At 70.6% G+C, this 21,140-nt stretch carries 14 protein-coding genes; 8 read left to right on the forward strand and 6 right to left on the reverse strand.

Annotated features, from left to right (window positions below; translation table 11 throughout):
• The first annotated feature begins 37 nt into the window (after positions 1-37).
• Positions 38-802: a ParA family protein gene (locus AC6JA9_RS21135; protein WP_473565459.1), complete on the forward strand. Its 765-nt coding sequence runs from the start codon at positions 38-40 to the stop codon at positions 800-802.
• Positions 803-857: 55 nt separating this feature from the next.
• Here the strand turns inward: AC6JA9_RS21135 and rnk are convergent, their stop codons facing one another.
• Together rnk and AC6JA9_RS21145 are read right to left on the reverse strand one after the other, a co-directional pair.
• Positions 858-1,274 carry a nucleoside diphosphate kinase regulator gene (rnk, locus tag AC6JA9_RS21140; RefSeq protein ID WP_223748696.1) on the reverse strand — a complete coding sequence of 139 codons (417 nt, stop codon included), beginning with the start codon at positions 1,272-1,274 and terminating at the stop codon, positions 858-860.
• Between the two features lie 108 nt (positions 1,275-1,382).
• A complete protein-coding gene (locus AC6JA9_RS21145; protein WP_497960587.1) occupies positions 1,383-4,196 on the reverse strand; it encodes an ELWxxDGT repeat protein in 2,814 nt (937 codons plus the stop codon).
• A gap of 208 nt (positions 4,197-4,404) precedes the next feature.
• On the opposite strand from AC6JA9_RS21145, the gene AC6JA9_RS21150 reads away from it, so the two are divergent.
• Both AC6JA9_RS21150 and AC6JA9_RS21155 read left to right on the forward strand, forming a co-directional pair.
• Complete coding sequence (locus tag AC6JA9_RS21150) at positions 4,405-5,508, forward strand: carboxypeptidase-like regulatory domain-containing protein (protein WP_267701069.1); 1,104 nt, start codon at positions 4,405-4,407, stop codon at positions 5,506-5,508.
• 36 nt (positions 5,509-5,544) lie between these two features.
• On the forward strand, positions 5,545-6,156 hold the full coding sequence (locus tag AC6JA9_RS21155) for a hypothetical protein (protein ID WP_248542739.1): 612 nt from the start codon (positions 5,545-5,547) through the stop codon (positions 6,154-6,156).
• Between the two features lie 30 nt (positions 6,157-6,186).
• Here AC6JA9_RS21155 and AC6JA9_RS21160 read toward each other — a convergent pair whose 3' ends face one another.
• Both AC6JA9_RS21160 and gltB read right to left on the reverse strand, forming a co-directional pair.
• A complete protein-coding gene (locus AC6JA9_RS21160; protein ID WP_248542738.1) occupies positions 6,187-7,644 on the reverse strand; it encodes a glutamate synthase subunit beta in 1,458 nt (485 codons plus the stop codon).
• A gap of 3 nt (positions 7,645-7,647) precedes the next feature.
• Positions 7,648-12,204 (reverse strand): glutamate synthase large subunit, encoded by a 4,557-nt coding sequence (gene gltB, locus AC6JA9_RS21165; RefSeq protein WP_248542737.1) that lies wholly within the window; start codon positions 12,202-12,204, stop codon positions 7,648-7,650.
• A gap of 238 nt (positions 12,205-12,442) precedes the next feature.
• Between gltB and AC6JA9_RS21170 the strand changes: the two genes are divergently transcribed.
• The 5 genes from AC6JA9_RS21170 to AC6JA9_RS21190 all read left to right on the forward strand — a co-directional run bounded on the left by AC6JA9_RS21170 (position 12,443) and on the right by AC6JA9_RS21190 (position 18,400).
• Positions 12,443-12,931 (forward strand): NUDIX hydrolase, encoded by a 489-nt coding sequence (locus AC6JA9_RS21170; RefSeq protein WP_223748690.1) that lies wholly within the window; start codon positions 12,443-12,445, stop codon positions 12,929-12,931.
• Between the two features lie 133 nt (positions 12,932-13,064).
• Positions 13,065-13,925 (forward strand): energy transducer TonB, encoded by an 861-nt coding sequence (locus AC6JA9_RS21175; RefSeq protein WP_473565448.1) that lies wholly within the window; start codon positions 13,065-13,067, stop codon positions 13,923-13,925.
• A gap of 8 nt (positions 13,926-13,933) precedes the next feature.
• Positions 13,934-15,271 (forward strand): PepSY-associated TM helix domain-containing protein, encoded by a 1,338-nt coding sequence (locus tag AC6JA9_RS21180; RefSeq protein ID WP_497960592.1) that lies wholly within the window; start codon positions 13,934-13,936, stop codon positions 15,269-15,271.
• A gap of 129 nt (positions 15,272-15,400) precedes the next feature.
• On the forward strand, positions 15,401-17,701 hold the full coding sequence (locus AC6JA9_RS21185) for a TonB-dependent receptor (protein ID WP_267701064.1): 2,301 nt from the start codon (positions 15,401-15,403) through the stop codon (positions 17,699-17,701).
• An 18-nt stretch (positions 17,702-17,719) separates the two neighbouring features.
• Positions 17,720-18,400: a Fe2+-dependent dioxygenase gene (locus AC6JA9_RS21190; protein WP_497960594.1), complete on the forward strand. Its 681-nt coding sequence runs from the start codon at positions 17,720-17,722 to the stop codon at positions 18,398-18,400.
• A 9-nt stretch (positions 18,401-18,409) separates the two neighbouring features.
• Here AC6JA9_RS21190 and AC6JA9_RS21195 read toward each other — a convergent pair whose 3' ends face one another.
• Positions 18,410-20,131, reverse strand: a complete 1,722-nt coding sequence (locus AC6JA9_RS21195; protein ID WP_223748685.1) for a DEAD/DEAH box helicase — start codon at positions 20,129-20,131, stop codon at positions 18,410-18,412.
• Between the two features lie 88 nt (positions 20,132-20,219).
• Entirely contained in the window at positions 20,220-21,068 is an 849-nt protein-coding gene (locus AC6JA9_RS21200; protein WP_497960596.1) for a metallophosphoesterase, read from the reverse strand.
• Positions 21,069-21,140 lie beyond the last annotated feature (72 nt).

Here is a 21,140-nt window from a genome sequence, read left to right on the forward strand (position 1 = left end):
CGGTGGCGGCGTGGGAGATCCGGTATAGGACGGGCCCATGGCGTTGATTGCGTTCTGCACCATCAAGGGCGGCGTGGGGAAGACCACGCTCTGCGCGCACGTGGCCTCGGCGCTGGCGGACGCGGGCCGGCGGGTGCTCGTGCTGGACCTGGACCCGCAGGCGCACGCGTCGCTGGTGCTGGGGTTGGAGAGTCGTGAGGGGCCGTGCCTCGCGGAGGCGCTGGGGCCGCGGCCGAAGTACCGGCTGGACGACGTGGTGGTGGCGTCACCGAAGCGTCCCACGCTCTTCATCGCGCCGGCGGCGCCGCGCATGGCGGCCCTGGAGCGCGATCTGTTCCAGTGGGGTCACCGGCTGCAGGCGATTCCACGGGCGCTCAAGACGCTGAGCTGGACGCCGGACATCATCCTGGTCGACACGCCGCCGAGCATCGGCGCGTACACGGAGGCGGTGCTGGCGTTCGCGGACCTGGTGGTGGCGCCGGTGCCCACGGGCGCGTTCGCGCTGCAGGGGCTGGGCGAGATTGAGGCGGCGTGGCGCGACGTGCGCGAGGCGCAGGGCGGCGAGCTGGTGGCGGTGGTGAACCTGTGGGATCGGCGCACTCCGGCGACGAACGGGGCGATGGAGGAGGCGCTGAGGGACTCGACGGTGCCGGTGCTGCGGGCGCGCATTCCGCGCTCGGAGTCCATCAATCAGGCGGGGTTGGGCTACGAGGTGGTGTTCGACACGAGCCCCGCGGCGCCGGGGGTCGAGGAGCTGCGCTCGCTGGCGCAGGAGCTGGCGAAGCGGGTGGGGCTGCGCTGAGGGAATCGTCGACGCCCGTCCCTCTCGACGGACGGGACGGGCGCCTCAAGGGCCCTCAGAGGTGGTAGTGGCCCGAGGCCTCGGGCTGGTACGGCACGGCGACGATGCGCAGCCGCTTGGTGCGGCCGTTCGGCAGCGGCCAGACGATGGACTGGCCCACGGACAGGCCAATGAGCGCGCTGCCGATGGGCGCCAGCACGGAGATGCGGCCCTCGTCGCTGCGCGCGTCCTTCGGGTAGACGAGCGTCACCTGGCGCTGCTCTCCGGTCTGCTCGTCCTCGAAGAGCACGGTGCTGTTCATCGTCACCACGCTGGGGGGCACCGTCTCCGAGCTGACGACGTGGGCCCGGCCCAGCTCCGACTCGAGCATCTCCACGAGCTCGGCCGTGCGGCCCCCTCCATGGTGGTCGATGACCTGGCGCAGACGGTCCAGGTCGGTCTCAGTCACGATGAGGGACTGCTCGCTGCTCATGGCGATGACTCCGGGGAAAAAGAAATGAGGATAGGGTGAACACTGGGGCAACGGTTGGGAGAAATATCTATTCCCGGCGAGCCCGGAGAGGGCTTGCGGGGTGGGGGGTCACTCCCGCTCGCGCGAGGCGGGGAGCCGCAGGACCCACCACTCGATGCCCTGGGCGCCGTCGTCCGCGAGGAAGAAGGTCTGCGTGTTCGTGGGCGTGAACACGTAGGGGAGCGAGCCTGTCGGGCCCGGGGCCAGCTCCTGACGCAGGAGGGTGCCCGCCGTGGTGCCGTTGGACTCCCACAGCTCGGGGCCGGTGCGGCCGTCGTCGGCGTGGAAGAGGGCGAGCGCGCCGACCGAGGTCATCCAGCGTGGCTCGGAGCCCTGGGGGCCCGGGTTCAGGTCCTTCACGAGGGCGGCGCGCGGAACCCCCTTGTCGGCGCGCCAGGGCTCTCGTCCGTGGACCCCGTCCTCCGCGCTGAAGAGGACGCTGGGGCCCAGGAGCGTGAAGTCCTGGGGGTAGGAGCCGGAGGGACCGGGGTGCACGTCGAACACGAGCGCGGTGCCGGGACGGGTGGCGTCGGTGGACCAGGGCTCGCGGCCGACGCTGGGCTCGGTGGCGGCGAAGTAGACGCGATCTCCCGTCGCGGTGAAGGAGGCGGGGGACGAGCCCTCGGGGCCGGGCCAGAGGTCTCGGAGGATATAGGTGCCGGGCGCGGTGCCGTCGCTGACCCAGGGCTCCTCTCCCTGGCGTCCGTCGTTCGCGGCGAAGACGATGCGCTGGCCGCGCACGGTGAGCGATGAGGGGAACGAGCCCGCGGGCCCGGGGCGGATGTCCTTGACGAGCCGGGTGCCTGTCTCGGTGCCATCGCTGACGCACAGCTCCCAGCCCAGGTCGGGGATGTCGGCGGTGAAGAAGAGGCGCGAGCCCAACGGCGTGAGGTGACGCGGGGAGCTGTTGTCGACACCCGGGGCGAGGTCCCTCACGAGCACGGTGCCCTGCGGGGTTCCATCGGTGCGCCAGAGCTCCTCGCCATGGAGCGCGTCGCGGGCGTTGAAGTACGCGACGCCGTTCATCACCACGGGAGTACCCGCGCCCTGACTGCTTCCGAGGCCGGGGCGGATGTCCTTGATGAGCGTGGTGCCCTCGGCGGTGCCGTCGGTGCGCCACAGCTCGCGGCCGTGCACGCCGTCATCGGCGAAGAAGAGGACCCAGGGGCCGAGGACGACGAAGCCGGAGGGCTCGGAGGAGAGCGGGCCGGGGCGGAGGTCCTTGATGAGCGTGGTGCCCTCGGCGGTGCCGTCGGTGCGCCAGGGTTCCTGGCCCACGCTGCCGTCGTTGGCGTCGAAGTAGAGGTTGCCCGCGCGGGTCACCCAGGCGTGGGGTTCCGGGCCGCCCGCGCCGGGGTGGATGTCCTGGATGAGGCGCGCGGGAGCGGAGGTGCGCAGGTGCGAGTCCTCGTCGTCGCTGGCGCGGGAGAGGCGTCGGGAGAGGACGCGGAAGTCGTAGCCGAGGTCTCTTGCCCACAGCTCCGCGCCGGTGGCCCGGGTGTTGGCGGTGAAGAAGACGCGTCGGCCGCTGACGGTGAAGTCGCGGGCTGAGGAGGAGTACGCGCCGGGGGCGAGGTCCTCCAGGCGCGAGGTGCCGCGTCCGGAGCCATTGCTGGTCCACGGCTCGTGGCCCTTCCCTGGCTCACGGGCGGAGAAGTACAGCCGGCCGTGGGTCGCGCGGAGGAACGCGAGCGCCGAGCCCTCGGGGCCTGGGGTGATGTCCTTGATGAGGACGGTGCCCTGCGGTGTGCCGTCGCTGCGCCACAGCTCGTCGCCGTGCTCGGGAGACCACGCGGAGAAGTAGAGACGTCCCTCCAGGGCGGTGAGCTCGCGAGGGTTGGCGCTGTCGGGGCCTGGGGCGATGTCGCGCACGAGGAGCGTGCCCTGGGGTGTGCCGTCGCTGCGCCACAGCTCGTCGCCGTGCGTGGGCGTATGGGCGACGAAGTAGAAGAGGGTGCCCGCGGCGATGGCTCGTGGTGAGGCATTGACGATGGGGAGTGAGAGATCCGCGACGTGCTTCGTACCGTTCGTGGTGCCGTCGCTGGTCCAGAGCGAGAGGCGCGGAGGCTGCGAAGGGAGGTCGTCCTCGCGTTCGTGGCGCACGAAGAAGAAGAGCTGTCCGGCCACGTCGGTGAGCGCGCTGGGGTGGAGGATGATGCCGGGCGGGGCTTCGAGGCTTCGGACGGCGTGGGTGCCTCGGGGCGAGCCATCGCTGCGCCACAGGGTGTTGCCCATGAAGAAGAAGAGGTGGCCGTTCGACGGGGTGAGGTGCGTGGGGATGGCGTCCTCGGCGTGCTTGTCGAGGGCCTTGATGAGCTGCGTGCCGGAGAGGGTGCCATCGGTTCGCCAGAGCTCGGTGCGGGACGGGGTCTGCGTGGCGAGAAAGTAGAGCGAGTCCTCGAGCACGGTGAGCGCCTGGGGGCCGGAGCCCTCGGGGCCGGGCATGAGGTCCGTGACGAGGCGCGTGGTGGAGGCCTTGCCGTCGCTGCGCCACAGCTCCTCGCCGTGGGTGCCGTCATCGGCGACGAAGAAGAGGGTGTTGCCCAGGGCGGTGAGCTCGCGGGGGTGTGAGCCGAGGCGGCCGGGGCGGAGGTCCTTGACGAGCAGGGTGCCCTGGTCGGTGCCGTCGCTCTTGAAGAGCTCGGTGCCTCGGGAGCGATCCGTGGCGACGAAGAAGAGCAGGCCGCCGACGTCGGTCAGCGCGTGCGGGTTGGAGCTGAGGCGACCTCCGGCCAGGTCATCCACGGGGTAGGGTGCGTCCTGGACTTCTGGCGCCCCGGCGAGGCCTTGGGTCGACTGGGATGGTGCATCCTGGTCCCCGCAGCACAGGCCCGTGAGCAGCAGCAGCAAGTACAGCGAGGAGCGGAGGAGCCGCGGGTCCATGGTGGGCACCGATGCGATGGGGCGCACAAAGGTGGCTTGTTCCAGGCGCGCGTGAAGCCACCCCCTGGGGAGGGGAAGTGTCTGTTTGACGAGAGAGCAGGGGTGGGGAGTGGTGGCGCGCAAAGACTGTCAGTCCCATTCGCGTCCAGTGGTCTTGGTGCGGGGACTGGTGCTAGACAATCCAGCCGGGGCCGGAGTCGAGGACACAATGCGATTGAAGCTAGTCGGGATGGTGGCGTGTGCCGTGGTGGTACTGGCCTGCGGTGGGACGAGTGATGGGCTCGTGGGCCGGGTGACGCAGGAAGGGCAGCCCGTGCAGGGCGCGCTCGTGTACCTGACCGAATCGCCGAGCGCGAGCACGGAGACGGACGCGGATGGGCGCTTCAAGCTGAGCGCTCCCTCGGGGCGACACGAGATCACCGCGCGTTATCAGGCGGAGGATGGGGCGCTCAACGAGCAGCGCTTCATGGCGGAGGTGGACGTCACGGCGGAGCTGCGGTTGCCGCGGCCCACGCGCCTCCAGGAGCCCGTGGTCGTCGATGCCGGCACCGTCCGGCTGTCGTGGAACCCGTACTCGGGCGCGGACTTCCGTGAGTACAAGTTGTACCGGGCGAAGAGCGCCGCGCTCGATGAGTCCACGGGCACGCTGGTGTACGTGGGCATGGTGCCGGGGGAGACGGAGTTCGTGGACGAGGACGTACGTCCCGGTGACGTCTTCTTCTACCGGCTCTTCGTGATGAATGACTTCGGGCGACTGGCGGGCAGCAACATCAAGCGTCTGCCGATGCCCAATGTGAACCTGGTGCAGGGTGGCGACTTCGAGGAGTTCGCTGTCGGCTCGACGCCCACGGGGTTCACGCTGGGCCCGGACCAGCAATGGGTCGTGAGTGATGAGCGGGCCTATTCGGGAACGCGCTCCGTGCGCGGCACGGGCAACTTCTCGAACATTTTCGATGGGATCAAGCAGCGCATTCCGGGGAAGCTCCTCGTGCAGGGAGCTCGCTACCGCCTCTCGTTCCGCTACATGCGAGAGGCGTTCGGCCGACCGGACCCCTCGCTCCCAGAGGATTATTCGAACGGCAACTTCATTCGGTTGGAGTCGAAGATGCCAGATTTGGGCTGGGCTGATCTGTACTTCTCCTCAGTGGGTGAGGGCGTCGATACCTCCTGGCAGGTCATGACCCGGACCTTCGTCGTGGAGAAGAGTGGTGACGCCACGGCGATGGTGTGTATCGAGCGTTCACGCAGCGGTCCGGGACCCGACTGGGTCTTGTGGGTCGACGACATGAGGTTGGAGCGGGTGCTGGAGTAGCAGACACCTGTTGCCCTTCGCAGGGCGGGGCCGGATATGTCTCTCATCCCTGATTCGCTCACGGCCTCGCTGACGCCCTTCGTTCCCCGGGACTACCGGTACCTCTTCGAGTCGGAGGTACTGGAGCCCGCGGACCTCGTCACAATCGGCTCGGCGCTGGCCTGGATGCATGCGGGCCAGCACGAGGAACTCGCGGGGTGGTATCGCTCGCTGGGGGACGTGTTGTTCGAGCGGTTTGGCCTCGGGGCGCTGCCGCAGCGGCGAGCGATTCAGGAACTGACCTCGGGGCCCGAACTGCTTCGGGCGCTCGGCGTCGTCGGCGAGCCCGATTGGGATGATGCCTTGGGTCGCTCCTGGTGGATGCGCAGTCGGATGTTGGGTTTGCCAGAGGTCGGCTCGGGAGCGCTGGCCGGGGACCCGTATCAGTTGACTCTCGACCGCTCGCGGATGCCGGTGGAGCTTCATCCTCTGGCCTCCGTGGTGGCAGAGGAGTTGTCCGCGCATGCGCGCTCCGCGAACGCGCTGGCTCGCAAGTTGGACCGCGCCATCGTCGCGCTGTGGGGCTGTCCGGTGGAAAGGCTGGACCAACGCGTCACGGTGGCCGAGCTTGTCACGGGTGGACTGGAGCTACAGACCTTCGAGCCGTGATGACCTCGGTCACCTAGGTGCCCAACCTGCTCAGAACGGACTGTCCGCGCCGCGTGTCGGCAACACGGAGACACCGCCGGACAGGTACGCGTCGATGGACTTCGCGGCCTCCCGTCCGTCTGACAACGCCCAGACGATGAGGCTGGCTCCTCGGCTCGCGTCACCCGCGCCGTAGACACCCTCCGCCGACGTGGCGAAGCGTGAGTCCACCTGCACCGTGCCTCTCGGCGAAATCGCCACGCCCAGCTCCTCGAGCCCCGTGGTCTCCGGCCCCGTGAACCCCATCGCGAGGATCAACAGGTCCACCTCGAGCGTCGTCTCCGAGCCCGGCACCTCCACGAGCCTCGTCCCTCCACCCACGGAGCGCTGCACCTCCACCTTCACCGCGTGCAGTCTCTCCAGCTTCCCCTCCGTCCCCTCCAGCCGCTTCGTCATCATCGCGAACGCGCGCTCGCCGCCTTCCTCCTGACTCGACGACGTCCGGAACACCACCGGCCACCGGGGCCACGGGTTCTCCGCCGAGCGAATCACAGGTGGCGCCGGGAACAGCTCCACCTGCCGCACGCTCTTCGCGCCCTGGCGCAGCGCCGTGCCCAGACAATCCGAGCCCGTGTCACCACCGCCCAGGATCACCACGTTCCTCCCCGACGCATCCAACCGCGCCTGCGCCTCGCCGTGCCCACCCACGAGCCGGTTCTGGTGTTCGAGGTACTCCATCGCCTGCACCACCCCGGACAGCTCGCGGCCCTCCACCTCCAGCTCTCGCGCCCTTCGCGCCCCCATCGCCAGCAGCAGCGCGTCATGCCGCCCGCGCAGCTCGCGGAAGCTCACCGAGCCCCCCACGTCCACCCCCGTGCGGAACACCACGCCCTCCGCCTCCATCAATGCAATCCGACGCTCCACCACGGACTTCTCCAGCTTGAAGTCCGGGATGCCGTAGCGCAGCAAGCCGCCGACGTGCGCATCCCGCTCGTACACCGTGACGGTGTGCCCGGCCGCGTTGAGCTGCGCCGCCGCCGCCAAGCCCGCGGGCCCCGAGCCCACCACGCCCACCGTTCGCCCCGTCCTCCGAGCCGGCTGCCGAGGCTTCACCCAGCCCTCCGCGAACGCCCGCTCGGAGATCTCCTTCTCCATCTGCTCGATCGTCACCGCGTCCCGGTCGATGGCGAGCACACACGCCGCCTCGCACGGCGCGGGGCACAGCCGCCCCGTCATCTCCGGGAACCCGTTGGTGCGGCTCAGCAGCTCATACGCCTCGCGCCAGCGGCCCCGGTACACGGCCTCGTTGAAGTCCGGGATGAGGTTCCCCAGGGGACAACCCTGGTGACAGAAGGGGACACCACAGTCCATGCAGCGTCCGGCCTGTCGCTTCGCCTCCTCGGCCGCGAGCGGCAGCGCGAACTCGCGGTAGTCCCCGAGCCGCTCCTGCTTGTCCCGCTTCGGCGCGTGGACGCGGCCCCACTCAGTGAATCCGGTCGGCTTGCCCATGGCTCAGCCCCTCCCGCCCACGACGTGTTGGAGCTGCGCACCCACCGAGGTCTCCGGGGGCTTCTTCGCCGCGCGCCGCGCCTGCAGCACACGCTTGTAGTCCGTCGGCATCACCTTCACGAACCGGGGCACCATCAGCTCCCAGTTGTCGAGCACCCGCCGCGCCAGCGAGCTGTGTGTATGCCGCAGGTGCCGCTCGATCATCCCGTGCACGAGCCAGATCTCCGACTCGTCCACCAACGACTCCAGCTCCACCATCTCCAGATTGCACCGCTGCCGGAAGGCCATCTCCCGGTCCAACACGTACGCCGTGCCGCCGCTCATGCCCGCCGCGAAGTTGCGGCCCGTGGGCCCCAGCACCACCACCACGCCGCCCGTCATGTACTCGCAGCCGTGGTCCCCCACGCCCTCCACCACCGCCTGCGCGCCGCTGTTGCGCACCGCGAAGCGCTCACCCGCGAGCCCGCGCAGGTACACCTCGCCCGCCGTCGCGCCGTAGAGCGCCGTGTTGCCCACCAGCACGTTCTCCTCGGCCACGAACCGGCTCGACGCGTGCGGGTAGACGATGATGCGCCCACCCGACAGCCCCTTGCCCACGTAGTCGTTCGCGTCGCCCTCCAGTTCCAACGTGACGCCGGACACCAGGAACGCACCGAAGCTCTGTCCCGCCGAGCCCTTCAGCCGCACGTGCAGCCGCCCATCCGGCAGCCCTCGCGCGCCATGCCTCCGCGCAATCTCGCCGGAGAGCATCGTCCCCACCGCGCGGTGCGTGTTGCTCACCGGCCGCGTCAGCAGCATCGCCGGGCCGCCCTCCAGCACGGCCTTCGCGTCCCGCAGCAGCTCGTGGTCCAGGTGGTCCGACACGTCCTTGGACCGGGCCTCGACGCAGTGCCGAGGCTCGCTCTCCGGAGCGGCCGGAGCCGCCAGCAGCGCGGACAGGTCCACCCGCCGCGCCTTCCAGTGGTCCACCGACGCGCGCTGGCGCAAGAGGTCCACCCGGCCCACCAGCTCCTCCAGGCTCCGCGCCCCGAGCTCCGCCATCTTCCGGCGCAGGTCCTCCGCGATGAGCAGGAAGAAGTTCACCACGTCCTCGGGCTTGCCCTGGAAGCGCTCGCGCAGCGCGCCATCCTGCGTGGCGATGCCCGCCGAGCACGTATTGAGATGGCACTTGCGCAGCATCACGCAGCCCACGGCCACGAGGCTCGCGGTGGCCATGCCGAACTCCTCGGCTCCCAGGAGCGCGGCCACCAGCACGTCGCGCGCGGTGCGCAGGCCTCCATCCACCTGGACGCGGATGCGCGAGCGCAAGCCGTTGTGCACCAGCACCTGCTGCGTCTCCGCCAACCCCAGCTCCCACGGCAGCCCCGCGTGGTGGATGCTCGAGATGGGGGACGCACCCGTGCCTCCCTCATAGCCCGAGACGACGACGCAGCCCGCGCCCGCCTTGGCCACGCCCGCGGCGATGGTCCCCACGCCCACCTCGCTCACCAGCTTCACGCTCACCCGCGCCGATGGGTTCGCGGACTGGAGGTCGTAGATGAGCTGCGCCAGGTCCTCGATGGAATAGATGTCGTGGTGCGGGGGAGGGGAGATGAGCGTCACGCCCGGCGTGGACCAACGCACGCGCGCGATGCGCTCGTCCACCTTGTGTCCCGGGAGCTGGCCGCCCTCACCGGGCTTCGCGCCCTGGGCGACCTTGATCTGCAGCTCGTCCGCGTTCACCAGGTACTCGGTGGTGACGCCGAAGCGCGCGCTCGCCACCTGCTTGATGGCGCTGCGGCGCAGGTTGCCGTCGTCGTCCGGCGAGTAGCGACGCGACTCCTCGCCACCCTCGCCGCTGTTCGAGCGCCCACCCAGCCGGTTCATCGCGATGGCCAAGGTCTCGTGGGCCTCCGCGCTGATGGAGCCGAACGACATGGCGCCCGTGACGAACCGACGCGCGAGCGACAGCGCCGACTCGACCTCATCGAGGGCCACCGGTTGACAGCGCTCCGTCGAGATCTCCAACAGCCCGCGCAGGTTGCAGTGCTCGCGCGTCTCGTCGTCCGCCAGTCGCGAGTACTCGGTGAACAGCGCCGCGTCGTTGCCGCGCACCGCCGCCTGGAGCTTCGCGATGGTGGCCGGGTTCCACTTGTGTCGCTCACCCTGGCGCCGCCACCGGTACTGGCCTCCCAGGGGCAGCTCGCCCTCGGGCTGCTCGAAGCCCCGGGCATGTCGCTCCGCCACCTCGCGCCCCAGCTCGGGCAGGCCCACGCCCTCCACGCGCGAGGACGTGCCGGTGAAGTGCCGCTCGATGAGCCCGCGCTCGAGCCCCACCGCCTCGAAGAGCTGCGAGCCCCGGTAGGATTGGAGCGTGGAGATGCCCATCTTGGACATCACCTTCATCAGTCCTTCCTCCACCGCGTGGACGTAGAGGTCCTGCGCCTTCTCCGCGTCCACGCCCAGCTCGCCCGCGTCCGCCAGCGCTCGCACCGTGTCCAGCGCGAGGTATGGATTCACCGCCGCCGCGCCGTAGCTGAAGAGGCAGGCGAAGTGATGCACCTCACGCGCCTCCGCCGTCTCCAGCAACAGGCCCGTGTACATGCGGATGCCGTCACGCACCAGGCGCTGGTGCACCGCCGACATGGCCAAGAGCGCGGGAATCGCCGCGTGCGTGACGTCCACGCCCCGGTCGCTCAAGAGCAGGATGCTCGCGCCCGCGTCCACGGCGTCCACCGCCGCGGCGCACAGCTTCTCCACCGCGTCCTCCAGCGCGCCCTCGCCACCCTCCAGCGGGTAGAGCAGCGACAGGCGCCGCGTCTCGAACAGGCCCTCGCCCCGGATGCTCGCGAGCCTCGCGAGCTGCCCGTTGGTGAGGATGGGGCCGGGCAGCGACAGCCGGTGGCACTGCTCCGGCGTCTCCTCGAAGGTGTTGCTCTCCGGGCCCAGCGCCGTGGCCAGCGTCATCACCAGCTTCTCGCGCAGCGGATCGATGGGCGGGTTGGTCACCTGCGCGAAGAGCTGGTGGAAGTACGAGAAGAGGCTCGGGGCCTGGTCGCTGAGCACCGCGAGCGGCGTGTCCGTGCCCATGGAGCCCACGGGCTCCTTGCCCGTCTCCGCCATGGGCGTCAGCACCGTGCGGATGTCCTCCACCGTGTAGCCGAACGCCCCCTGCAGCCGCGTCAGCTCGTCGCCGCGCAGCCGCTCCGGCGCGGCCACGGTGGGCAGGTCGTCGAAGGTGAAGACGTTGCGCTCCAGCCACTTGCGGTACGGCCAGCGTGTGCTGATGTCCCGCTTCACCTCCTCGTCCTCGAGGATGCGTCCCTCGGTGGTGTCCACCAGCAGCATGCGGCCCGGCGTCAGGCGCCCCTTGCGGCGCACCTGCGCGGGCGGCACGTCGATGACCCCCATCTCCGAGGCCAGGATGATGCGGTCATCCTCGGTGACGAGGTAGCGCGCCGGCCGCAGGCCATTGCGGTCCAACGTCGCGCCGATGAGCTGCCCGTCCGTGAAGGCGATGGCCGCGGGCCCGTCCCACGGCTCCAGCAGCGCGGAGGAGTACTCGTAGAACGCGCGCTTCTCGTCCGACATCAGTGCGTCGCCCTCCCACGCCTCCGGAATCATCATCATCATCGCGTGGGGCAGGGTGCGCCCGCCCAGGTAGAGCAGCTCCACCATGTTGTCGAACTGCGCCGAGTCGCTCTTGCCCGGGACGATGATGGGCCACAGCGGCTCCAGGCTCCCGCCCAGCCGCGCCGTCTGGAGCAGCCCGCGCCGCGCCGTCATCCAGTTGCGGTTGCCACGCAGCGTATTGATTTCGCCGTTGTGCGCGATGAAGCGGAACGGCTGCGCCAGCTCCCACGTGGGGAACGTGTTCGTGGAGAATCGCGAGTGCACCAGCCCCAGCGCGCTGACGAACTCGGTGTGCTGCAGGTCCAGGAAGAAGCGCGGCAGGTCCGCGGGCAGGAGCAGGCCCTTGTAGATGAGCGTCTCCGACGAGAGGCTGGCGATGTGGAAGCGGCCCTTGGGGTCCACGCCGCGCGCCTGCACGCGGTTCTCCGTCAGCTTGCGGATGCGGTAGAGCTTGCGCTCGAAGGCGCTGGGTACCACGCGCCGCCGCGCGATGAAGAGCTGCCGGATGACTGGCGCGGCCTCCAGCGCCACCGGCCCCAGGTGCTCGGGCGCCACCGGCACGTCGCGCCAGCCCAGCACGCGCTGGCCCTCTTCGGCCACCACCTCCTCGAGCGCCGCCTCACACGCGGCCCTCGCGTCCACCTCCTTGGGCAGGAACACCTGCGCCACGCCGTACTGCCGACGCGGGGGCAGCTCGAAGCCCAGGTCCGGCGCCTCGTGCTCGAAGAAGCGGTGCGGCAACTGCACCAGGATGCCGGCGCCGTCGCCCGTCCGTGGATCCTTCCCCGCCGCCGCCCGGTGACTCAGCCGGTTGAGCAGCTCCAGCGCGTCCTCGACGATTCCTCGAGAGCGCTCACCTCGCAGGTGGGCCACGAAGCCCACCCCGCAGGCGTCGTGTTCGGTCTCGGGCTCATAGAGGCCGTACCGGCCGGGGAGGATCGCGGTCATCAACTTCCCCTTTCCCGCCTGACGCGGGAGGTCATCGCTGTGTGGCTCTACGCTAACGCGTCGCGTCGACTCTCGTAAAGACGGGCAGGAGCAGGGGGCCGTCAGAGGGGCGGTGGGGCAGGGTGCCAACAGGGGGCCCCTCTCGGACGCAGGCTCGGGCCGTGGCCCGTCGGCGGATCCGCTATGAAGCGCTCCGCCCGGGCGAGCTCTCCTCGCGCGGCGTCATGAGGAGCGGGCCATGCCCTATTCACCCATCATCGGCACCCTGGGCTACGTGATGTCGCCGGATCAGCGCCGCGTGCTGCTCATCCACCGCAACGCGAGGCCGGAGGACGCGCACCTGGGCAAGTACAACGGCCTGGGTGGGAAGATGGAGCGCGACGAGGACGTGGCCGCCTGCATGCGCCGCGAGATTCGCGAGGAGGCCGGCATCGAGTGCACCCGCATGGTCCTGCGCGGCACGCTCTCCTGGCCCGGCTTCGGCAAGCAGGGCGAGGACTGGCTCGGCTTCGTCTTCCGCATCGACGCCTTCGAGGGCACCCCGCTGGAGCGCAACGCCGAGGGCACGCTGTCCTGGGTTCCCCTCACCGAGCTGCCTCGGCTGCCCATGTGGGACGGTGACAGGCACTTCCTGCCGCTCGTCTTCGACGAGGACCCCCGCGTGTTTCATGGCGTGATGCCGTACTCCGGCGGCCGCGCGGTGAGCTGGAGCTACACGCGCCTTTGAGGGGTGTCCGGGTGCTCTTTCCGCTCGCGGTACGGGCGCTATCAGCCTGTGTGGAAAATTTCGCGACTTCGCGCGCGGTGCGTTGACGACGCTCCCCGAGAGGCGTACTTCTGGGGAACTTCAGATAATGAGAATGATTCTCAATATCGGCGCTCACGCAGTCTCCGCCGAGGCCCCCACCTCGGGTGTCGCGACTCCGTCCGGAACCCTCTTCCGGATGGGCGAGTCGTCGGAGGGCGTGGGCGTCGGGTCCCGGTGGGGACGTGCGCTGGCGGTGGCGGTGGCGGTCCACGCGGGTGGGCTGGCCGCCGGGCTGGCGTTCGCGGCGCACCCGGTGGAGCGGGTGGTGGAGCCCGAGCCGGAGCTGGTGCTGCTGACCTTCAGGCCGCCGCCGCCGGCCTCGGGTGGACAGCCGCGGCAGGCGGCGAAGGAGCGCGCCGCGCGAGCCCGGGTGGCGCGCCCGGTGGTGGAGCCTCGGGCGGTGGTGCCCCAGCCCCTGCCGGAGCCGAAGCCGGAGGTCGTCGAGCCGCCCAAGCCCGAGGAGTCGCCGGCCGTCGCCCAGGATGAGTCGTTGCCGGAGTCGGACTCGGGCGCCCGGACGGAGTCGGGGCCCGGGCCGGTGGTGGCGGGCGGTGTCGCGGGTGGGGTGGAGGGTGGCGTGCAGGGCGGCATCGTCGGCGCGTCCGGCGGCGCGGGGGACGCGGTGGGGCTTGGGCAGGTCCTGCGGGCTCCGGCGGTGTTGAAGCAGCCCCGTCCCGAATATCCGCGACGTGCGCGGAGCGACGGCATCCAGGGGCTGGTGCTGGTGCGAATCATCGTCGGCACGGATGGCGAGGTGGAGACGGAGCACACGCGCGTCATCCGCTCGATTCCGTCGCTCGACGCGGCGGCCATCTCCGCCGTCAACCGGTGGCGCTTCACGCCGGCCATCGGCCGACTGGGGCGTCCCGTGCGTGTCATCCTCGAGCTCCCCGTTCAGTTCTCGTTGAAGTGAAGCAGCCCATGGCCCTCCCGTTTCGCAAGACGCTGTTCTGGATTCATCTCGTCGTTGGAGTCGTGGTGGGCATCGTCGTCGCCATCATGTCGGTGACGGGGGTGGCCATCGCCTTCGAGCACCAGGTGCTCGACTGGGCGGACTCCGAGGCGCGCACCGTGTCCGCTCCCGGGCCGGGGACGACGCGGCTGTCGCTCGAGGAGATGATCGCCAAGGTTCGCGACGCGAAGCCGGACGCGCAGGTGTCGGGTGTGACGGTGTTCCCGTCGGAGACCTCGGCGACGCAGGTGGCGCTGGGACGCGCGGGCGTGGTGTTCGTGAACCCGTACACGGGCGAGGTGCGTGAGAGTTCGGCGAAGGGCTGGCGCTCGTTCTTCCAGGTGATGGTGGAGTGGCACCGGTGGATCGCGCTGGGCGGCGACAACCGCGCGGTGGGCAAGGCCATCACCGGCGCGTGCAACGCGGGCTTCCTGTTCCTGGCCATCTCCGGCCTGTACCTGTGGTGGCCTCGCAAGTGGACGCTGAAGACGGTGCGTCCGGTGCTGTGGTTCCGGCGGGGGCTGAAGGGCAAGCCGCGCGACTTCAACTGGCACAACGTCATCGGCTTCTGGACGCTGCCCGTGCTCATCGTCCTCACGGCGTCGGGCATGGTCATCTCGTACAAGTGGGCGTCCGACTTCGTGTACACGCTGACGGGCAACGCCCCTCCGGCGCAGCAGGGACCGGGCTCGGCGGCCGTGAAGGTGGCGCCTCCGTCCGAGGACGCCGCGCGCAAGGACCTTGGTTCGCTGCTGGCCGTGGTGCAGGGGCAGGCCCCGACGTGGGAGAGCATCACGTACCGGCTGCCGTCGCCTCCGCGCGGGGCGGGTGGCAATGCGCCGGGTGCACCGAGAGGTGACGGTGAGGGCAAGGCTCCGGTTGCCGAAGTCGCGCAGCGAGCCGGCAACGAGTCCGCTCCCGGTGCCAGGCCCCAGCGTCGCGGCCCTGACGATGCGGGCAAGTCCGACGGCAAGGTGGACACCGTCAACTTCAACGTGAAGGTGGAGGACGGCTGGCCGTACTTCGCCGCCACGCAGTACGCGCTGAATCCCTTCTCGGGCGAGGTCGCCAAGCGCGAGGGCTACGCCGACTTCAACAGCGGCCGCAAGGTCCGCACCTGGCTGCGCTTCCTCCACACCGGCGAGGCGCTCGGCTGGCCCGGCCAGCTCATCGCCGCCATCGCCTCGCTCGGTGGCGTCTTCCTCGTGTGGACCGGCTTCGCCCTGTCGTGGCGTCGCTTCTTCCCGAAGCGCCAGCCGCGCCACACCGAGCCCGTGGCCACGGGCGCGTCGGAGACCCCCGTCTAGGTTCCATCGCACCGGGCGGGCGAGGTTCCCGCGATGCCCTCGGGCGTCATCAATTCCGACTTTGAAAATCGCAGTCATTCTCAAGATACATCCGAGACGACCCGTGAGGGTCGGGGAGTGGGGAGCGCCATGTCTTTCAGCAAGTCACGCAGCCCGGGGATTCGAACGAGCGTTGGTCATGTCGGAGGCGTCCGCGCGGCGCTGAAGCCGTGGGGGCCAGCGGTGGGGCTCGCCTCCGCGCTGGCCGCGGGTGGCGCGGTGGCCCAGGAGCCGGCCGTCGCTCCGGAGCCGGTGGCCGCGGAGGAGTCCGTCGTCGCGCAGCCCCAGGACGCGCAGCCCGCGCAGGGCGAGGCGCCCGGGACGCAGGGCACCGAGGGCCACTTCACGCTGCCCACCGTCGAGGTGCAGGCGGAGGCGGAGGGCTACCAGGTCCGCGAGAGCTCGCTGCCCCGCGCCCAGCGCGCGCTGGTCAACACGCCGCAGTCGGTGACGGTGGTCTCGGAGGCCGTGCTCGAGGAGCAGCAGGCCACGTCCGTGCGGGACGCGCTGCGCAACGTCTCCGGCATCACCATGAGCGCCGGCGAGGGGGGCCGTCAGGGTGACGCGTTCATCCTGCGGGGCTTCTCCGCGCAGAACGACATCTCCCGCGACGGCGCGCGCGACCTGGGCTGGTTCACGCGCGACACGTTCAACCTGGAGGGCGTGGAGGCCTACTTCGGTCCGTCCGCCGTCCTCTTCGGCCGGGGCTCCGCGGGCGGCGCCATCAACCTGGCGACGAAGAAGCCCCAGCGCACCAACTTCCAGGAGGTCGCCCTCAGCGGCGGCACCGCGCCCTCGGGCCGCCTGGAGGCGGACGTCAACCAGGTGCTGTCCGACGACCTCCAGGTCCGCGTCAACGCCATGGGCCAGCTCGCCTCCACCGCGGGCCGCGACGTCGTGCGTGACAACCGCCTGGGCCTCGCCCCGTCGCTGCGCCTGAAGATGGCGGAGTCCACCACGCTGGAGCTCGACTACCTCTTCCAGCGCGAGGACGGCATCCCCGACTACGGCGTGCCGTACTTCAACGGCCGCCCCGTCCCCGAGACGCTGGACGTGCCGCGCGAGAACTTCTACGGCGTGAAGGCCGACAAGGAGCGGGTGGACGCGCACGTCGCCACGGCCCGCGTCATCCAGGGCCTGGGGGACTCGCTCCAGTTCACCAACACGCTGCGCTTCGGCCGCGTGGACCGCTTCGCCAGCCCCACCGCGCCGCGCGGCCTCACGCCCGCCGCGGACCCGACGACCATCGGCCGCCAGCGCTTCCAGACGGAGACGGACAACTCCTACCTCTCCAACCAGGCCACCGTGGGCGGTGAACTCCAGACGGGGTTCATCAAGCACACCGCCAACGTGGGGCTCGACCTGTCCTGGGAGAAGCGCGGCCAGGCGCGTGACAACCTCAACGCCACCGGCCTGCCCACCGGCCCCAACCTCCCGGCGGACCTGTTCAACCCCGACGCGGAGCCGGACCTGTCCGCCGTGTCCCCGGTGTTCGCCAGCTCCAGCGTGAGCATCCAGCGCACCCTCGGCCTGTACGCCGCGGACCAGCTCCAGCTGGGCGAGTACGTGGAGGTGCTGGGCTCGCTGCGCTGGGACGTGTTCAACACGGACTACTCGCAGGTGGCCGCCTCGGGCGCGAAGACGCGCCTGCGCGACAGCGACCACACGCTCAACTGGCGCGCGGGCGTGGTGCTGCACCCGGTGGACAAGGTCAGCGTGTACGGCATGTACGGCACGTCCTCCAGCCCGTCCGCGGAGCTGGGCTCGGTGTCCGCGGACACGATGAGCCTGGACCCGGAGAAGAACGCCATCCTGGAGGCGGGCGCCAAGGCGGAGCTGTTCGAGGACCGCCTGGGCCTGACGGCCGCCGTGTTCCGCGTGCGCAAGACGGACGCGCGCGTGCCCAACACGGACCCGGAGGGGCCGCCGCAGGTGCTCCAGGGGGAGCAGCGCGTGCAGGGCTTCAACGTCGGCATCGCCGGCACCATCGTCGAGCGCTGGAAGGTGCTCGCCAACTACACCCTGATGGACTCCGCCATCCTGGAGCACACCAACGAGTACCTCATCGGTCAGCGGCTCCCGAACACGCCGCGCCACAGCATCTCGCTGTGGACCACGTACTCGCCGCTCAAGGACTTCACGCTCGGCGGCGGCGCCGTCTTCCAGGACGTGACGAGCGTCAACAACCCGGCGAACGCCAACACGGCCACCAGCTTCGTGCCGAACTTCTGGCGCTTCGACGCGTTCGCGAGCTACGCCCTGGGCAAGGCGCAGCTCCAGCTCAACGTCTACAACCTCACCAACGTGCTGTACTACGACCAGTACTACGGCGGTCACGCCGTGCCCGCGGACGGCATGTCGGCCCTGCTGACGGCGCGGTACCGGTTCTAGTCTCCCAGGAGCGCGGTCATGATGTTGCACATCCCGAAGGTCCTGACCGCCTCCGAGGTGGCCCATTGCCGTCTGGTGATGGAGCAGGCGGACTGGGCGGACGGCCGGATCACGGCCGGCCACCAGTCCGGCCAGGTGAAGAAGAACCTCCAGCTCCCCGAGGGCGGCGCCGCCGCGCGCGAGCTGGGGGAGCTGGTGCTGGCGGGGCTGGAGAAGAGCGCGATGTTCCTCTCCGCCGCGCTGCCCCAGCGCATCTTCCCGCCGCTGTTCAACCGCTATGACGCGAGCATGTCTTTCGGCTCGCACGTGGACAACGCCATCCGGCGCATCCCGGGCACCGGTCAGCGCGTGCGCACGGATGTGTCCGCCACGCTCTTCCTGTCGGAGCCGGACAGCTATGACGGGGGCGAGCTGGTGGTGGAGGACACCTACGGCCACCACGCCGTGAAGCTGCCGGCGGGGGACCTCATCCTCTACCCGGCGACCAGCCTGCACCACGTCACACCCGTGACGCGGGGCGCGCGGCTGGCGTCGTTCTTCTGGATTCAGTCGATGGTGCGCGACGTGTCCCAGCGCGCGCTGCTGTTCGACCTGGATGCGTCCATCACCCAGCTCCACCAGGAGGTGCCCTCAAGCCCCTCGCTGGTCATGCTGACGGGCGTGTACCACAACCTGCTCCGCCAATGGGCGGAGCCCTGAGTCGTCCGCTCAGCCCCGGTCCTTGCGGACGATGACCTTGCGGCCGCGAATCGTCGCCGCCTTCAGCGCGGCGATGACGCGGTTGGCGTCCGGCTCCGGCACCTCCACCAGCGAGAAGCCGTCGCCAATCTGGATGGCGCCGATCTGCGACGAGTCCAGGCCCGCCTCACCCGCGATGGCGCCCACCAGGTCCGCGGGGCGCATGCCGGCCTGACGACCCGCGCCGATCCACAGGCGGGTGACGTCCCACGTCGGGGCCGGGCCTCCACGGCGCGGTCCCCCGCGCTCGGGACGGCCAGGACCGGAGCGGCCCGCGGGAGCACCGGGACGGCCGGGGCGCTCCTTGCGGTCCTCCTTCGGCGCGACGGCGGGGATGTCCTCCTCCTCCTTCGCGCGGCCCTCGTCCTGGGCGTCCTGGAGCAGCTTCACCGCGGCGGCGGCGATGTCGAGCGGCTCGTACTCGCTGGCCAGGTCCTCCACCAGCCCCCGGAACGAGTCCTGTCCGCCCGCCACCAGCGTCTCGCGCAGGGTGGCGCGCAGGAGCTCCTGCCGCTTGGCGCGCAGGTCCGCCACGGTGGGGACGGTGGACACCTGGATGCGCTGGCCGGTGACCTTCTCGATGTTGCGCACGAGCCGGGCCTCGCGCGGCTCCACCAGGGTGATGGCCACGCCCTCGCGGCCGGCGCGGCCCGTGCGGCCGATGCGGTGCACGTACGCCTCCGGGGCGTTGGGCACGTCGAAGTTCACCACGTGGGACAGGCGCGGGATGTCCAGGCCGCGCGCCGCCACGTCCGTGGCCACGAGCAGGTCCGTGCCGTGGGACTTCAGCTGCTTGATGACCCTGTCCCGCTGCTCCTGCGTCATGCCGCCGTGGAGCGCGTGCGCGCGCCAGCCCCGGCCGTTGAGCGACACGGTGAGGTCATCCACCTCCGTGCGCGTGCGGCAGAAGATGATGGCGGCGGTGGGGGACTCCACGTCGAGCAGGCGCCCGAGCGCGGCGATCTTGAACGCGCGCGGGACGATGTACGCCGTCTGGCGGATGCGCGGCAGCTCGCCCGGCTCCACCTTCTCCTTGGCGATGCGCACGCGCACCGGCTGGCGCAGGTGGCGCTCGGCGATGCTGGCGATGCGCGGCGGCAGGGTGGCGGAGAAGAGGGCCGTCTGGCGGTCCTCGGGCGTGCCGGACAGGATGGCCTCGAGGTCATCGGCGAAGCCCATGTCGAGCATCTCGTCGGCCTCGTCGAGCACCACGGTGCGCACGTTGTCGAGCTGCAGCGTGCCCCGGCGCAGGTGGTCCAGTGCGCGGCCCGGGGTGGCGACGACGACGTCCACGCCCCGCTTGAGCACGCGCAGCTGCTGGCCGATGACCTGTCCACCATAGAGGGGCAGCACGGTGGCGCCGAGCTTCTGGCCGTAGCGGTGGATGGCCTCGGAGACCTGCATGGCCAATTCGCGCGTGGGCACGAGCACCAGCGCGGAGGTGGCGTGGGGGCCGGCCTCTCCTGGAACCAGGTGGTGCAGCAGCGGGAGGGCGAAGGCCGCCGTCTTGCCGGTGCCGGTGGCGGCGATGCCCAGCAGGTCCTTGCCGGCGAGCAGCGGCGGCAGGGAGGCGTTCTGGATGGGCGTGGGCTCCTCGTATCCGAGGGCGGTGAGCGCCTCCACGAGCTGGGGCTTGAGGCCCAGGGATTCGAAGGTGGCGTCGGGGGGCGAGGACGGCGGTGCGGAAGTCACGCGGGGCTTGTACCACCGGCCTCCGCCCTCGTGCCTCGAAGAATCGCCGTTCTGTCCCACATCTATCGCCCAGGCGTGCGTGTCGGCCTCAGCGGACAGGCAGTGTGCCCAGGTGGGTGACCTCCTGGATGGCGCCCCGGGAGACCTGGAAGAGGGCGAAGGCCTCCGCGCCCTGCTCCACGCTCGCCAGACAGCAGACCGGGGACTCCGCGCCGGAGGCCCACTTCAAGGTGGCCCGATAGCGTTTGTGCAGGTGGCCGCAGAGGACGAGCCGGGGCTGGAGCGCCTCGGCCACCAGTCGGGCGTACTCATTGCCCACCGCGTCCGCATGGGGGCTGCGGCGCTGGTGCTCGAAGTCCTGGCGGTCCTCGGCGGCGACGAGGCCGGAGGGCCAGTCATGGACGAGCAGGATGTCCGCCCGCTCCAGCCCCAGGGCCTGCTCGATGTCCTGCTCGTTGAAACACGCATAGTCCTTGTTGGAGACGGTGCCGAGCAGGGACAGGGCGGGGTGGGGCATCTGGAAGCCGGGGGCGTCGTGGATGCCGGAGAGGCCGGCGATGCGCAGGCCGCGGGTCTCCACGACGCCGACGCGGCCCAGGTAGCGGCAGTTGGAGGTGAGCAGGAAGCCCTCGGGGGCCGTGTCCAGGTAGCCGTGGGGCTCGTGGTTGCCGCCGATGAAGTACACGGGCCAGGGGAAGCGCCGACGCTTCTGGTGGTAGTGCGCGAAGTCGCCCAGGTGCTTGTAGCGGGCGGGGGCGGCCATCGTCGCCAGGTCCGCCTCGTCGCGGTGCGGCTCGAAGTCGCCGACCTGGAGGACGAAGGCCAGCTCCCGGTTCGCGCTCTTCGCCCAGGACTGGAGGGTGGACACCATCCGGTCCATCCGGCCGTGCACGTCGCCCACGGCGGCGAAGCAGAAGGTGTCGGGAGGCGGGGCCATGGGGGACTCCAGCATGGCGCATCCGCGCGCCGGACGGCGCAGCGACGCGGTGGGCAGCCGACGGCTGACCGG

The sequence above is a fragment of the Myxococcus sp. MH1 genome (assembly GCF_059738865.1).

Excerpts from the sequence above, each read along its gene's own strand:
- AC6JA9_RS21135 (WP_473565459.1), top strand. The coding sequence starts at position 38 with ATGGCGTTGATTGCGTTCTGCACCATCAAGGGCGGCGTGGGGAAGACC.
- rnk (WP_223748696.1), bottom strand. The coding sequence starts at position 1,274 with ATGAGCAGCGAGCAGTCCCTCATCGTGACTGAGACCGACCTGGACCGT.
- AC6JA9_RS21145 (WP_497960587.1), bottom strand. The coding sequence starts at position 4,196 with ATGGACCCGCGGCTCCTCCGCTCCTCGCTGTACTTGCTGCTGCTGCTC.
- AC6JA9_RS21150 (WP_267701069.1), top strand. The coding sequence starts at position 4,405 with ATGCGATTGAAGCTAGTCGGGATGGTGGCGTGTGCCGTGGTGGTACTG.
- AC6JA9_RS21155 (WP_248542739.1), top strand. The coding sequence starts at position 5,545 with ATGTCTCTCATCCCTGATTCGCTCACGGCCTCGCTGACGCCCTTCGTT.
- AC6JA9_RS21160 (WP_248542738.1), bottom strand. The coding sequence starts at position 7,644 with ATGGGCAAGCCGACCGGATTCACTGAGTGGGGCCGCGTCCACGCGCCG.
- gltB (WP_248542737.1), bottom strand. The coding sequence starts at position 12,204 with ATGACCGCGATCCTCCCCGGCCGGTACGGCCTCTATGAGCCCGAGACC.
- AC6JA9_RS21170 (WP_223748690.1), top strand. The coding sequence starts at position 12,443 with ATGCCCTATTCACCCATCATCGGCACCCTGGGCTACGTGATGTCGCCG.
- AC6JA9_RS21175 (WP_473565448.1), top strand. The coding sequence starts at position 13,065 with ATGATTCTCAATATCGGCGCTCACGCAGTCTCCGCCGAGGCCCCCACC.
- AC6JA9_RS21180 (WP_497960592.1), top strand. The coding sequence starts at position 13,934 with ATGGCCCTCCCGTTTCGCAAGACGCTGTTCTGGATTCATCTCGTCGTT.
- AC6JA9_RS21185 (WP_267701064.1), top strand. The coding sequence starts at position 15,401 with ATGTCTTTCAGCAAGTCACGCAGCCCGGGGATTCGAACGAGCGTTGGT.
- AC6JA9_RS21190 (WP_497960594.1), top strand. The coding sequence starts at position 17,720 with ATGATGTTGCACATCCCGAAGGTCCTGACCGCCTCCGAGGTGGCCCAT.
- AC6JA9_RS21200 (WP_497960596.1), bottom strand. The coding sequence starts at position 21,068 with ATGGCCCCGCCTCCCGACACCTTCTGCTTCGCCGCCGTGGGCGACGTG.